A 14,286-nucleotide genomic window follows, 5' to 3' on the forward strand; every position below is an offset into this window, starting at 1 on the left:
GAGACTCAACTTTGGTCGGGAGGGTTTCATCTTTTTTTCTTTCTATAGATTTCAGAAGATATATCCTGATAATACCATTATAGAATTTCCCGTGATTTTAAACCAGCATAAGAGAAAACAAAAAAAGAGATTTCCCGTAAAACTTATTCGTTTTGGGAAACCCCGTGACTTCTTAGACTATCTTTTTTTCAATTTTTATGTGATAAAAAAGGATTCTTATGCATTGATAGGGTAAAGGAGTTGAAAAAAATGAAAAAATTAAAATTATGGGGAATAAGTTTATTAGCAATGTTTTTAATGACAGGATGCGGAAGTGGTCAAAATGCACAAAAATATACGAGTCTTGTCACTTTGGATATCAATCCAAGTATTCAATTACAATTAGATGATGATCATAAAGTTGTAGATGCTATTGCAGTTAATGATGATGCCAAAAAAGTTTTACAGGATATGGATTTAAAACAGGCAGATGCCAATGTTGCATTAAATGCATTATTAGGTTCATTAGTTAAAAATGGTTATTTAAATGCTAATCAAAATACAGTTTTATTATCAGTGGAAAATGATGATGAAACAAAACGTACAGCTTTAGAAGAAGAATTAAGTCAATATATTTATACAACATTACAGAATTATTCTATTGAAGGAGCTATATATTCACAAAATATTGATATTGATGATGATATAGAGAATTTAATGAAGAAATATAGTATTTCTTATGGTAAAGCTAATCTGATAGAAGATATTATGGATGATGATCAGACACAAAAACAATATACTGTAGAAGACTTAGTTAAATTAAATGCACAGGATCTTATTTTAATTCATCAATCAATAGATGATGATCAAAACAATCAAAATATGGTAGGAACAGTCAGTACAAAACAATATATTAGTCGTGATGAAGCTTTAAATATTGCACTAAAAAATGCGTCATTGACTCAAGATCAGATAAAAAATCTAGAAATTAATTATGATACAGAAAATGGTGTCCTGACTTATGATATTGAATTTCAGTATAATCAAAGTGAATATGAATATGAAGTCAGTGCTACAAAAGGTGTCGTAGAAAGAGAAGTAGAACCTGAAAAACCAAAGGCATCTACAAATACAAATTCAAAACAAAATACAAATAATGACAATACAAATTACGATACATCAAATTATGGAACAAGTCAACCGGCAAGCACAAATCAGTCATCAAGTTCAAGCAAGCCATCAAGTTCAAGCAAGCCAGCAACTTCAAATTCATCATCAAATAAGAATACAAATTATGATAATACAAATTATGATAATTCGAACTATAATTCAAATCAATCATCAAATTCGTCAACAAATACAAGTTCTGGATCACAAAATACGAATACAGGTTCACAAAATTCTAACTATGATCAAAATTCAAACTATAATCAAAGTTCAAACAATAACCAGTCTTCAAATTATGACCAAAACTCTAATTATGATTCACAACAGAATTCTAATTATGACGATACAAATGATAATTCTAATTACGATGATTAATTAACATAAAATTAATATAAACTTTACAAAGATTGAAAGACATAACTATCTATATAATGTGATATTAACATTATGGGAGAGATAAGTGATGTCAAAAGAGAACAATCTGGAAAACTTATTAATAGCATTAAAAGATGATAATCGTGTGATTGGGGACATTTATGATCTTATGTATAATGAAGTCTATCGTTATATCTATAGTATTGTTCATGCAAAAGAATATGCCCAAGATCTGACCCATGATACTTTTATTCAAATCTATAAAAATGCACATTTATATAAAGGGAACGGACATGCGAAAGCATGGATCATAACAATCTCTAGAAATATCACTTATATGTCTTTAAGAAAATCAAACAGAGAACAAGTTGTAGATTATCATATTGATTCCGTAGATGAAAGTATAAATGATATACATGATAAGATGATGATTGAAAAGATGATGAATATTCTGCGTCAGGAGGAAAGAGAAATCATCATCTTACATGTTGTAGAGGGTTTAACCTTTAAAGAAATATCACAAGTGATGGATTTAAAATTATCAACTGTTCTTAATAAATATCACCGTTCTTTGAAGAAGATTAGAAAGAGTCTGGAGGAATGAGCCTTGAAAAATAAAGATATAAAAAGAAAAATAAAAGAAGAGTTTCAAGATATTCATATGCCTTCAAAGAAAGAAAAACTGCTGGAAGATATTCAATTTGTTCAACCTATTCAAGAAGACAAACATAAAAATAAACATTTCAATATCAAATGGCAGTTATCAATATTAACCATTGCTTGTATATACATCTTTTCATTTATAACTTTACAAACCCAAGATGCTTATTCCATATCATTTGAAGTCAATCCAAGTATTGAACTTAAAGTCAATAATCAAAGACGTGTTGATGATGTGATTTGTCATAATGATGATGCTGTACTTGTTTTAGATGACATGGATTTAAAAAATACAGATTTGGATGTCGCTGTCAATGCTGTGATTGGAAGCATGTTTAAACATGGCTATATTAGCGAAGCTAAAAATTCAGTCTTGGTCAGTGTACAGGGAAGTGATCAAGAAAAAAGAAATGCATTAAAGCAAGATGTCGCAACGGATGTGAAAGATATATTATCTGGCTATTCATTAGAAGCTTCAGTTGTTTCACAGGATTATGATTTTTCTAAAGAAAGAGAAGCACTCGCAAAGCAATATGGAATCTCTGTTGGAAAAGTTACATTAATACAAAAATTAATTAATGTTAGTCCTAACTATGATTTTGAAGATTTAATTCATTTATCTATTAATGATTTAAATACATTGATACATTACAAACATTTGAATTTTAAGTCTATTACGATTGATGGTGTGGAAAGTCATAGTGGTTATTTAACAAATGAACAGGTGAAATCAAAAGTTTTACAACATGCACATGTCAATGAAGAAAGTGTTTATGAATATCGTGATGATTTGGATGTTCAGGATAACCAGCTTATATATATTGTTGAATTTACAGATGAATTTGCTAAGTATCATTATAAAGTGAATGCGATTAGTGGAGAGATTGTATCATTTGAAAGTGAAATGTAGAAAGTTTATCAATTCCATTTTATCAGCTGGGGGAGGATAAAATATGATTTTTGAGTATCAGCCAGTCACTTATCGACATGAAATGAAACATAGAATCAATCCACTGGAAGCTCAAATATTAACGAGTCGCTTTGATGTCTTATTTCAACAAGACAAATATAGTCAAAAAGATGGCTTTTATCATGTGCATAGTCTCTATTTTGATACACCTTATGACCAGGCTCTAAAAGAAAAACTAGCTGGTGTTTCTCAAAGAGAGAAATTTCGCATTCGTTATTATAATCATGATTTAAGTTTTATACGTTTAGAAAAGAAAATCAAACATAATGGATTATGTGCTAAACAAACAGCACGTCTATCTGTTGAACAGGTTCAAAATATTTTAAATGGAGAAGTTGATTTTCTATTAAAAAGTGAAAATCCATTGATGATAGACTTCTACAGTCAAATCAAAGGAAAATTATTACAGCCAAGTGTAATTGTTTCTTATCAAAGACAGGCATATGTCTATGAAATATCACGTGTTCGATTAACCATTGACCATCATCTTTGTACATATCAAAATAAAAAGGATTTTTTAAATCTTAAACATGGAATATCAATTGACAATCATTATATCTTAGAAGTGAAATATAATGAATTTTTACCAGAAATTGTGAAAATGTCAGTACAAGGTATTTCACAAAAAACATCATCATATTCAAAATTTGCGCAATGTCGCATGATGGATTGGTAGAAAGAAGGGAAAGGATGAGTTTTCAGGATATTTTTAAATCAAACTTTTTAGAAAATGTCAATGCAGTGACATTATTAGATATGGGTATTGCGCTTGTTTTAGCTTTTACAATGGGATTGTTTATTTTCTTTGTTTATAAGAAAAGTTATAGTGGATTGATGTATTCATCAAGCTTTGCGACAACGCTTATTGCATTGACAATGATTACAACACTTGTTATTTTAGCAATCACAAGTAATATTATTTTATCTTTAGGAATGGTTGGGGCACTTTCTATTGTGAGATTTCGTACAGCCATTAAAGAACCTATGGATATAGCTTTTCTTTTCTGGAGTATTGCGGTGGGAATTGTTTTGGCAGCAGGACTTATTCCACTGGCAGTCATTGGCAGTCTTTTTATAGGAATCATACTGATTGTTTTTTCAAATCAAAAGAATATTCAAAAGCCCTATATTTTAGTTGTCCATTGTGATAATACAGATCATGAACAGATGGCTATGGAATTTATTCAAAGACATGTAGATGCCTGTTCTTTGAAAAGTAAAAGTATAAAGCCAGATTGTATAGAATTGAATTATGAAGTGAGACTTAAGCAGCAGGAAACACTTTTTATCAATGAATTATCCAAGAAGGAAGGCATTCTTTATACTGTGATGGTTTCTTATAATGGAGATTATATGAATTAGATTATGATAAAAAGTAAGTTTATGGATGGCATTGTCATTGTTTGTATCTGTATATCACTTATATTTACGATTGGCTTTATGTTTTTTGATCATTGGGGAATAGAACCAGCCCACACATCTCCACCATATATGAATAAGCTATTTGATAATCAACGTGTTCATACGATTGATATTGAATTAGATAATCCGGAATCTTTTTTTGATCAGGCAGCAAATAAAGACTATCATGTCTGTGCCATAACGATTGATGGAGAAAAGTTTGATATGGTTGGATTAAGGGTTAAGGGTCATAATTCATTAGAACTGATTGACAGGTATCAATCAGATCGTTTTAGTCTTAAAATAGAGTTTGATCATTATGATGAAAATTATCATTATTATGGATTAGATAAGTTTACTTTAGACTGTTCTTTTCAAGATAATGCTTATCTTAAAAATTTTATGACCTATGATATGATGTCTTTTATGGGAGTCCCCACACCACTCACAAGTTATGTTTGGGTGACAATCAATCAACAGGATTGGGGCCTCTTTCTTGCAATCGAAGAGCCAGAAGAAGCTTTCGCAAGAAGACATTTTGGAAAAGATTATGGCATATTATATAAACCTGGATATACAGATGTTTATGCAGCTAATAAGGATTTAGCACTTCAATATATTGATGACCGTATTGAATCTTATCCTAACCTTTTTGATAATGCGAAATTTGATATTGATAGAGAAGATAAAGAAAGATTAATTCAATCACTTAAAATATTAGATGAAAATAAAGATTTAACCAAAGCTGTCAATATTGATGAAGTATTAAGATATTTTGTTGTACAGGTCTTTGTGGTGAATTTAGATAGTTATCTGGGGCCAACAGGACATAATTATTTCTTATATGAAGAAGATGGTATCATTTCAATGCTTCCTTGGGATTATAATTTGGCTTATGGAACTTATGCATTAGGAATGCCAAATCCCAGCAATGATACAACGCAATATGTGAATTTTCCAATAAATACGCCATATACCAAAGAAGTCATGTTAAACAGACCATTGTATCATCATGCGATGCTACATGATGACTATTATCAACAGTACCATGAATACTTTGATCAATTCATAAGTGATTATTTTGAAAGTGGGTATTTTGAAAAGAAGGTTAAAGATACTACAAAAATGATTGATTCTTATATTCAAAAAGATCCGACTGCATTTTGTTCGTATCAGGATCATCTTTTAGGAATAGAAACATTTCAAGAGTTCTGTCAGTTAAGAGCACAAAGTGTGAGAGGACAACTCAATGGAACATTACCTTCCACGATTGCCCAACAGGATGAATCTATTGTAAGAATTGATGCTTCTCATATTCATTTGGAAGATATGGGAGAAATTCTCGATTTATATACATAAAAGGTGTACTCTTTGTTTTGAGTACACCCTTTTGTTTAATCTAAATCCTGACCATGACTTTCAATGACTTTTTTATACCAATAGAAAGAATCTTTTCTATAGCGATTATAAGTGCCCTGCCCTTGATCATCTTTATCTACATAAATAAAACCATAACGTTTACGCATTTCTCCAGTACCTGCTGATACTAAATCAATACATCCCCACGTTGTATATCCAATCAAATTCACACCGTTATCAATAGCTTTACCCATTTCTTTAATATGATCTCTTAAATAGTCGATACGATAATCATCATGAATGCTTCCGTCTTCTTCTAAAGTATCATAAGCACCTAAACCATTTTCTACAACCATTAATGGTTTTTCATAACGGTCATAAATCATTTCAAGATAATAACGTAAACCTAAAGGATCTTGTGCCCAACCCCAATCAGAATATGTTAAATAAGGATTTCTAGCTCCCGCAGCAAAGTTACCAGAAACCATATCATCTGTTTCATGTGTTGTTTCAATAGAAGACATATAATAAGAGAATGTATACATATCTACACAACCATTTCTTAAATCTTCTAAATCTTGTTCAGTGATATCTAATTGAACATGATGTTCATTCCATAATCTTTTCGCAAAAGTTGGATATTTTCCTTTACATTGAACATCTCCACAATAGAAAATACTCTTTTCCCACATATGGCGATTAGCCATAATATCTTGAGGATCACATGTTCCTGGATAAAATGTAATGCCACAAATCATACATCCAATCATATTATTTGGATCAATTTCATGACCAATCTGAACTGCTTTTGCACTTGCAACAAATTGATAATGAAGTTGTTGATAACCTTGTTGATGTTCTTTATCTCCAGCATGATTACCAAAAAGATTTAACATCATAATTGTGTTATTAATTTCATTAAATGTGAGCCAGTATTTTACTAACCCCTGATATTCTTTAAAACAAGTTGTCGCAAAACGCACATAGAAATCAATAAGCTGACGATTGTTCCATCCACCATAATGTTCTTCTAAATATAAAGGTGTATCAAAATGCCAGATTGTCACTAATGGTTCAATACCGTGTTTTTTACATTCCAAAAAGACAGAACGATAGAATTCAACACCTTTTGGATTAGGTTGATCTTCATCACCATGAGGATATAAACGTGACCATGAAATAGAAAGTCTAAACATTTTAAATCCCATCTCAGCTAATAATGCAATATCTTCTTTATAATGATGATAAAAATCTACACCATCATGATTAGGATAATAATAATCATCTAAAACAGCATACTTTGCGCCCTCTGGGATAGGTTGACCATTGATGACTTTACCAGGTTTTCCATCCTTATCAATAAATGTCACATATCTTGGTTCTTTCACAGAGCCACCTGTTGTGACATCTGTTTTGGCTGGTCCACGGCCATCTTCGTTCCATGCACCTTCAGCCTGATTGGCAGCAATCGCACCACCCCATAAAAAATTCTCCTGAAAACTCATATCTTATATTCCTCCTTATACTCTATATTGTAATAGCGAATGATGAAAAAAACAAATACTTAAAAAGAATGTATATATATGCCTTTTACAATATTAAACTTCATAAATAAGTCATAAAGTCAATTTATATTGAAAAGATATTTAGGTTTACTTATTAAAAGTTGTCTAAGAATATACTTTAAAAGATATGAGATTAAGAATTAATTAAAATTTGTTTTTTTGTATATTCTCGTCTTTAATCATGTTACTATTGATGTGAGAAGAGAGTTATAAAATAGGAGGGTTTAAAATGAAAATTCTTGTCTTTGAAAAAGAGGAGTATCTTGATGCTTATGTAGGAGAATATATCTGTCATTTTATTAGAAATCATTCGCAACCAGTTATTGGGTTTGCAACAGGATTAACACCACTTGGAGTTTATCGCTATTTTATAGACAATTATCAGGCTCAAAAAGTAAGTTTTCGTCAGGTCAAAGCATTCAATTTAGATGAATATGTAGGATTAACTCCAAGTCATCCACGTAGTTTTGCATCAGCAATGAAAAATGAACTTTTTTCCCACATTGATATTTTACCTGAAAATATCAATGCTTTAGATGGATCAAAAGAAGATATGATTCAAGAATGTCAAAGATATGAATCTTTGATTGATGCCAATCCTATTGATATCCAAATTTTAGGAATTGGAATGGATGGACACATTGCTTATAATGAGCCAGGAAGTCCACTTGATGGAGCATGTCATGTTGTGGATTTACATCAGGAATCTATAGAAAGTTCACTTGATTATGGATTTGCTCATATTGAAGAGGTTCCTACACAAGGTGTCACACAGGGAATTGGCACAATCATGAAAGCAAAACAACTGATCATGATGGCTAAGGGACAAAAGAAAGCTGATTTAGTGAAAAGAATGATTTATGGTGAAGTGACACCAGATTTTCCTAGCTCTATTATTCAAAGACATCCAAATGTGATTGTCTGCCTTGATAGAAGTGCAGCGAGTCAATTGAAGGAGGAAGATTATGAAAAGCGTTAAAATTGTAACAATTGGTGGTGGTTCTTCCTATACACCAGAGCTTATTGAAGGATTTATCAAAAGATATGATGAATTACCTGTTAGAGAATTATGGCTTGTTGATATTGAAGAAGGGAAACATAAGTTGGAAATTGTAGGAAATCTTGCAAAAAGAATGGTGAAAAAAGCAGGAATCCCTATGAAGATTTATATGACTCTTGATCGTCAGGAAGCATTGAAAGATGCAGATTTTGTTACAACTCAATTTAGAGTTGGACAGTTAGATGCCAGAGAAAAAGATGAATTGATTCCTTTAAAATATGGTGTTATTGGACAAGAAACAAATGGTCCAGGAGGTATGTTTAAAGCTTTAAGAACAATACCTGTTATCTTTGATATTATTAAAGATTGTGAAAAATTATGTCCAAACGCATGGATTATTTCATTTACGAATCCATCAGGAATTAATGCCGAAGCTGTTTTTAGACATACAGGATGGAAGAAATTTATTGGTTTATGTAATGGACCAGTGAATATGATTAAAGATATTGAACATATTTTAAATGTTCAAGAAAATGATGAATTAGATGTTAAAATCGGTGGTATCAATCATATGATTTATGCATTAGATATTACATTGAATGGAGAAAATGCGAATCGAAAATTGATTGATACAATGATTGATCAGGGAAATAGTGAATCTTTGAAAAATATTGTAGATATACCTTGGTCAAAAGAGTTTTTAAATAGTTATGGATATTTAGGTATTGGATATTTACGCTATTACTTACAAAAACAACAAATGTTAGAACATTGTCAGGAAGATGCTGCAAAAGGACAATGTCGAGCACAAGTTGTTAAAAAGGTTGAAAAAGAATTATTTGAAAAATATAAAGATGAAAATCTTGATGTTAAACCAAAAGAATTGGAACAACGTGGTGGAGCATATTATAGTGATGCAGCCTGCAACTTGATTTCGTCATTATATAATGATAAAGGTGATATACAAGTTGTTGATACATTAAATAAAGGTGCTATTTCTAATATGCCTGATGATGTTGTGGTAGAAGTGAGCTGTAAAATCACAAAAGATGGACCTGTTCCTATCCCAGTCGGAGAGCTTCCTTTACAAACAGTTGGTTTAATTCATCAGTTAAAAGCTTTTGAAATTTTAACAACAAATGTTGCACTAAGTGGAAATTATGATGATGCATTAGTTGCGATGACAATTAACCCTCTTGTTCAAAGTGAAATCACTGCTAAAAAGATATTAGATGAAATGCTAGAAGCCCATAAAAAATACCTACCTCAATTTTATAAATAATGATAAAAAGACTTCAATTGAATTTTGAAGTCTTTTTCTATGTTTATATTTCATCCTGTGTTTCAATTGTCACAAGAATATCATTTTCTAAGATAGGCGTTGTTCCATTAGGGATAATAGATTGATGATTTCTTTGAATCATGATAATTAACTGTTTAGCAGGTAAAGAAATATCCTTAACAAGCTTATCTTTCCATTTATGTGATGAATGAATATGGGTTTCATCTAAACGAATGTTTTCCCTGTTTTCAAATTGCTTTGCGGCTAAAACAAGTAAATCTCCTTCTAATATTTCTGTATCACCATTAGGAATCAAAGTTTGGTGATCTCTTGCGATTAAAATAACTAACAAATCATCAGCATTAATATCTTTAAGCTTCAGGTTTTTAAAATGATGATGATGACCTATTTTCATTTTCACAAAACACATATCATTATCTTCCTGATAATCATTAAATGTACGTAATATATCAACTTGTGGGTTAATCATATGACATTTCTTTGAAATCCATGGTAGAAGTGAGCCTTGAATAGAAAGTGAAAATAAGACAATACAAAAGACAAGATTAAATAAATCAAATGGTAAATCAACTTGATAAAGCACAGCGTATATCGCAAAGACGATTGATGCTACACCTCTTAATCCTGCCCATGATACAACGGTCATTTGTCGCAATGGTGAACGAAACATACCAAGGAGTACAGAAATAGATAAAGGACGAGCTACAAATGTTAAGAAAATCATAATCAAAATGGCAGGAATAATAACTTCTGGAAGTTCGGATGGTGTGACAAGTAATCCTAGTAAAAAGAAGATTAAGACTTGTGCCATTTTTGTAAGAGTTTCATAAAAATGAACCATGTCTTTTTTATGGGGAATATAACTATTACCTAAAATGATGCCACAAATATAAACACTTAAATATCCATTTCCACCAATCAGATTAGAAAAAGCATAAGTGATAATACTACTCGCAAAAATGATAACTGTATTTTCATAGCTTTCATTGACATGAACTTCATTTAAAATTTTCACTATGATTTTTCCAATACAAAAACCACATAATAAACCAAAGATGATTTGTTGAAAAATCATAACTGGTAAAGATATGTTTTGTCCTGTCATAATCATAATCACAGATATTGTTAACATATATGAAACAGGGTCATTCGATCCTGATTCAATTTCCAACAAGGAGTCTGTTCCATACTTTAAAGATAAATGACGAGAACGTAAAATATTAAAGACAGATGTAGCATCAGTAGAAGAAATGACAGATCCAATTAATAAACTCTGTAACCATGATAAATCTAAAACATAATAAACAAATCCCGCAACCAGCAATGCTGTTAATAAGACACCCAGTGTTGATAAGACAATAGATTTGACAATTACTGGTTTGGCTACTTTCAAATTGGTTCCAAAACCACCAAAGAACATAATGAATATCAAACTGGTTGAACAAATCATTTCGGCAATCTGATAATCATTAAAAACAACACCTAAAATACCATTCTCACCTAAAAGCATTCCTAAAAGAATAAAAAACAAAAGAGAAGGAATAGCCAATTTATCTAAAAAACGATTTAATAAAATACATATAAGAATAACACATCCAACTAATACAAAATATAAATCCATCACATCATCTCCTTTTTCCAAACTATATCATATATTTGTGTATCCCATAATAACAAAAGATGAAAAAACGAAAATCTTTGTATAGAGAATAAATACTATACAAAGATTTTATTCATTAATAAATTTTAAACTGTTCGTTATAGCAAGCTTAATAACAGACAGTATGAGATATATCTGGTGAAGGAAGATAAGCATAGTACTCTTGAATTTGTTGATTTAAATCAAATGAATGGGATGAGTGATTTAAGATATGATTTTGTATTTGAGGTGGAAATAGCCTTTGAATAGAATCAATATAAAGATCTCCACTTTCCGGCGTTTCACATTGAATGACCTGGTTATCTTTGTAAGTGATTTTATAAGGAATAGAAAAGCTTTCATCTTGAATAAGTTCATCATTCAAAACATAGAAACTTTCTAAATGTATCCACATAAAGATATGTTGATAATGACCTGTTTCTTCAATACCATAAGGAATATAATCTGTAAAAATATGATAGTCTTCCTTATCTTTATGATAAGAAGCATTCTTTTGTTTGGATATGACATAGTCTAAGGCTTTAGAATATAGTGTGTCTTCTTTTGCAACATGTGTCATCGAATCCTTTGTTATTGGACTTAAACAAAATAGACAGATGATTATCATAATGATGACCAAAAGTGATAAGCTGATTACTTTTTTCATGAATGAAACTCCTTTTCTAATTTAATGCACAATAACCTGTTTTTTCAATAATATATTGTCCCTGTGAAGAGAGAAGATAGTCTTTTAATTTTTTTACATTTTCTTTTTGATTAGATTTTAAAGTCACACAATATAAATAAGTAGATATAGGATATGTCTGATTTTTAATATTTTCAGTCGTTGGCTCAACACCATCAACAGATAATATTTTTACATTTTGTTCTTGATGAAGCCCTTCTAAAAAGTATCTAAATGTATATCCGATGGCATCTTTTTCGCCATTATATTGAGCTGTATCAGTAATAATACCGGTCATTGCTGAAACATATTCGTATTGAAGAGGTTCCTTTAATGAAACATCTCCCATGAAATGGGTCATCATAGATTGACTGCCAGATTTTTCAGGTCTTTGAAAAGCAAGAATATCTTTGTTTTGTCCACCAACTTCCTGCCAGTTTGTAATATCGCCATGATAGATATCTTTAATTTGTTGCGTCGATAAATGAGAAACAGGATTATTCTCATTAACAAAGAATACAAAAGCTTCCTGACCGATAGGTGTATATTCAAATTCAACACCAGCTGCTTTGGCTTCTGCTAATTGTGACTTTGATGGTTTAGCCCCAAAGAACATATCAACTTCACCATTGATTAAACGTGTATAACCTACAGATGTATTGGTGAATGTGACAATTTTGCCATTGGTATTATAATAATTGTAGTCTTCTGTTTCACTATAGGCTTTTTCTATCTGATCAATATCTTTATAGACAGCTTTCGCAATGGCACTGTAGACAGGATAACAGGCTTCAGCCCCATCAAGAACAGGCATATCTTCTTTATTTTCAATGATAAAGGTACTTGGTTCTTGAAGTTCTACAAGTTGACTATCTTCAGTATATGGATAAAAAGGAGATAAGTCAGTGCTGGAATAACCATTCATGTAGTCAAAATCATGTCCGCCCTTAAATTTTTGAGAAGGGCTATTCTGATAAATGTACAGACTGGTCGTTGTTGTTATTATCATGACTAATGACCATATAGTGATACGACGTGTTTGGATTTGAGGTTTTGTCATAGCGTAAATGAAAATGAGATGGGCAAGAAGAATGATAATAGGACTGATAAAAACAACGGAGTAATTTCCAAAAGTCGTAGATGATAAAATCAATGGACTAAAAGGAAGGGTAATAATATAGAAGATATTCCAGTAGGGAGAAGATAAATAACCTTGAGAAAGAATAAAAGAAATACATAGGGCTATTGAAATCAATAGAACAAGGAAAGCTTGAAAAAGAAAATAGTCTTTTTGAAGATTGTTTTTTCTTTTGAGCATAAATGTGTAAATCCATAAAAAGAGAATCATGATAGGAAGATAAAGTTCAGGTACATACATAAATCCAATAGCAGGTATAGAGAGAAAAAAATAAAGTAAGATGTAACGTGAAAAAAAGTAATATAAATATTGTTTCATAAGGCTCACCTTCCTACTTTTATTATAATATAAAGATGTGTACGATTAATGGAAATATGATGATGAAAACATATTTTTTATTTTACATAAAATTAACTTAAACTTCATATTAACAAATCGCAAAGCCAAGTGGATTATGACATGATATAAAATGAATAAGAATGGAATGGTTTTTTATAAGGAGATTTACACATGTTTATGAATCATATGAAAAAGTATTTGAATATGTATATTTTTTTATTATTGCTTATCATTATTGGATGTCTTGTCATGATTATACGACATCAACCACAAGATTTTTATAGTTATCTTATTCAAGATATTTCACAAAGAGATCGTCATTTTGAAACTATTGAAAAAATAAAATATCAGGATGGATTATATTTTATTTCTTATCTTGATGATCAAGCTCAAAGCCATTTGCTTATTTATGAAAATGTTCAGAATTTATGGATGAACGACTATCAGTTTTGGGGAGAGTCATCTTCTTCTCAGGATATAGATACTTTCAATTATGCAGATTCTCATCTGGCTATTATTGTTGTTTATGGGAAAAATAAACAAAATGCTTCTCAATATTCTTTTGTGAATGATGGGAAGGTTTATGAAAAAGAAATCAATGATTCCCATATCCTTGACATTTATATGTTAGATGGGTCTTCTTGTCATATAGATGATTGGACTTTATATGACCAAAATCATCAAGTTATACAAAATGAGTTATAAA

13 protein-coding genes are annotated in these 14,286 nt (G+C 30.6%); 9 read left to right on the forward strand and 4 right to left on the reverse strand.

Annotated features, from left to right (window positions below):
* Positions 1 to 249 precede the first annotated feature (249 nt).
* The 6 genes from B5E79_RS09900 (at position 250) to B5E79_RS09925 (ending at position 5,911) form a co-directional block, all read left to right on the forward strand.
* A complete protein-coding gene (locus tag B5E79_RS09900; protein ID WP_087297898.1) occupies positions 250 to 1,521 on the forward strand; it encodes a PepSY domain-containing protein in 1,272 nt (423 codons plus the stop codon).
* An 88-nt stretch (positions 1,522 to 1,609) separates the two neighbouring features.
* A complete protein-coding gene (locus B5E79_RS09905) occupies positions 1,610 to 2,125 on the forward strand; it encodes an RNA polymerase sigma factor (RefSeq protein WP_087297899.1) in 516 nt (171 codons plus the stop codon).
* A gap of 3 nt (positions 2,126 to 2,128) precedes the next feature.
* On the forward strand, positions 2,129 to 3,091 hold the full coding sequence (locus B5E79_RS09910) for a PepSY domain-containing protein (RefSeq protein WP_087297900.1): 963 nt from the start codon (positions 2,129 to 2,131) through the stop codon (positions 3,089 to 3,091).
* Between the two features lie 43 nt (positions 3,092 to 3,134).
* A complete protein-coding gene (locus B5E79_RS09915; protein ID WP_087297901.1) occupies positions 3,135 to 3,827 on the forward strand; it encodes a polyphosphate polymerase domain-containing protein in 693 nt (230 codons plus the stop codon).
* Positions 3,828 to 3,841: 14 nt separating this feature from the next.
* Positions 3,842 to 4,513, forward strand: a complete 672-nt coding sequence (locus tag B5E79_RS09920) for a DUF4956 domain-containing protein (RefSeq protein ID WP_087297902.1) — start codon at positions 3,842 to 3,844, stop codon at positions 4,511 to 4,513.
* Positions 4,514 to 4,516: 3 nt separating this feature from the next.
* On the forward strand, positions 4,517 to 5,911 hold the full coding sequence (locus B5E79_RS09925) for a CotH kinase family protein (RefSeq protein ID WP_087297903.1): 1,395 nt from the start codon (positions 4,517 to 4,519) through the stop codon (positions 5,909 to 5,911).
* 35 nt (positions 5,912 to 5,946) lie between these two features.
* Here B5E79_RS09925 and B5E79_RS09930 read toward each other — a convergent pair whose 3' ends face one another.
* A complete protein-coding gene (locus B5E79_RS09930; RefSeq protein ID WP_087297904.1) occupies positions 5,947 to 7,416 on the reverse strand; it encodes a family 1 glycosylhydrolase in 1,470 nt (489 codons plus the stop codon).
* Positions 7,417 to 7,705: 289 nt separating this feature from the next.
* On the opposite strand from B5E79_RS09930, the gene nagB reads away from it, so the two are divergent.
* Positions 7,706 to 8,455, forward strand: coding sequence for a glucosamine-6-phosphate deaminase (gene nagB / locus B5E79_RS09935; RefSeq protein WP_087297905.1), 750 nt, complete (start codon positions 7,706 to 7,708; stop codon positions 8,453 to 8,455).
* Positions 8,442 to 9,758 (forward strand): 6-phospho-beta-glucosidase, encoded by a 1,317-nt coding sequence (locus B5E79_RS09940; protein WP_087297906.1) that lies wholly within the window; start codon positions 8,442 to 8,444, stop codon positions 9,756 to 9,758. Before nagB ends, B5E79_RS09940 begins: the two co-directional genes overlap by 14 nt.
* Before the next feature lie 43 nt (positions 9,759 to 9,801).
* On the opposite strand, the gene B5E79_RS09945 is transcribed toward B5E79_RS09940, so the two are convergent.
* The 3 genes from B5E79_RS09945 to B5E79_RS09955 all read right to left on the reverse strand — a co-directional run bounded on the left by B5E79_RS09945 (position 9,802) and on the right by B5E79_RS09955 (position 13,559).
* Entirely contained in the window at positions 9,802 to 11,400 is a 1,599-nt protein-coding gene (locus B5E79_RS09945) for a potassium/proton antiporter (RefSeq protein ID WP_087297907.1), read from the reverse strand.
* A 148-nt stretch (positions 11,401 to 11,548) separates the two neighbouring features.
* Positions 11,549 to 12,085 carry a hypothetical protein gene (locus tag B5E79_RS09950; RefSeq protein WP_087297908.1) on the reverse strand — a complete coding sequence of 179 codons (537 nt, stop codon included), beginning with the start codon at positions 12,083 to 12,085 and terminating at the stop codon, positions 11,549 to 11,551.
* 16 nt (positions 12,086 to 12,101) lie between these two features.
* Positions 12,102 to 13,559 carry a PstS family phosphate ABC transporter substrate-binding protein gene (locus B5E79_RS09955; RefSeq protein WP_241147482.1) on the reverse strand — a complete coding sequence of 486 codons (1,458 nt, stop codon included), beginning with the start codon at positions 13,557 to 13,559 and terminating at the stop codon, positions 12,102 to 12,104.
* A gap of 192 nt (positions 13,560 to 13,751) precedes the next feature.
* On the opposite strand from B5E79_RS09955, the gene B5E79_RS09960 reads away from it, so the two are divergent.
* The gene (locus tag B5E79_RS09960) at positions 13,752 to 14,285 is read left to right on the forward strand and encodes a hypothetical protein (protein ID WP_087297909.1); all 534 of its coding nucleotides are present in this window, start codon (positions 13,752 to 13,754) and stop codon (positions 14,283 to 14,285) included.
* Position 14,286: the final 1 nt, after the last annotated feature.

It is taken from the genome of Massilimicrobiota sp. An134, assembly GCF_002160815.1.
GTDB lineage: Bacteria > Bacillota_I > Bacilli_A > Erysipelotrichales > Coprobacillaceae > Allocoprobacillus > Allocoprobacillus merdigallinarum.